The 272-nt window shown below is 51.1% G+C and carries 1 protein-coding gene; it reads right to left on the reverse strand.

Going from position 1 to position 272, the window contains the following annotated elements; all coding sequences use genetic code 11:
• A partial coding sequence (locus AN389_RS20440; protein WP_160318645.1) for an Ig-like domain-containing protein occupies positions 1-272 on the reverse strand: 272 nt, incomplete at both ends.

Genomic DNA, 272 nt, shown 5'->3' on the forward strand with positions numbered 1-272 from the left:
GCTGTGTTATCGTGCTCAACTGCATCTTGTGCTGAAATTGGGTTGCCAGCCACATCAGACACGCTAGCCGTGGCGGTGAGTGTGCCGTCGTTTAATGCGCTTGCATCAATCGGATCTGTAACGTATTCGCCATTTTGTACAAGCGCCGTTGTTTCAACTTGGTTTGTGCCATCGCTGATAATAACCGTCACGGTTTGGCCATCTTCTACATCGGTTACTGTACCGCGCACGACCATGGCGGCGCTTTCACCATTGCCATTAATCACGCCATC

Origin of the sequence: Pseudoalteromonas sp. P1-7a, from assembly GCF_001401855.1 — a bacterium.
Taxonomy (GTDB): domain Bacteria; phylum Pseudomonadota; class Gammaproteobacteria; order Enterobacterales; family Alteromonadaceae; genus Pseudoalteromonas.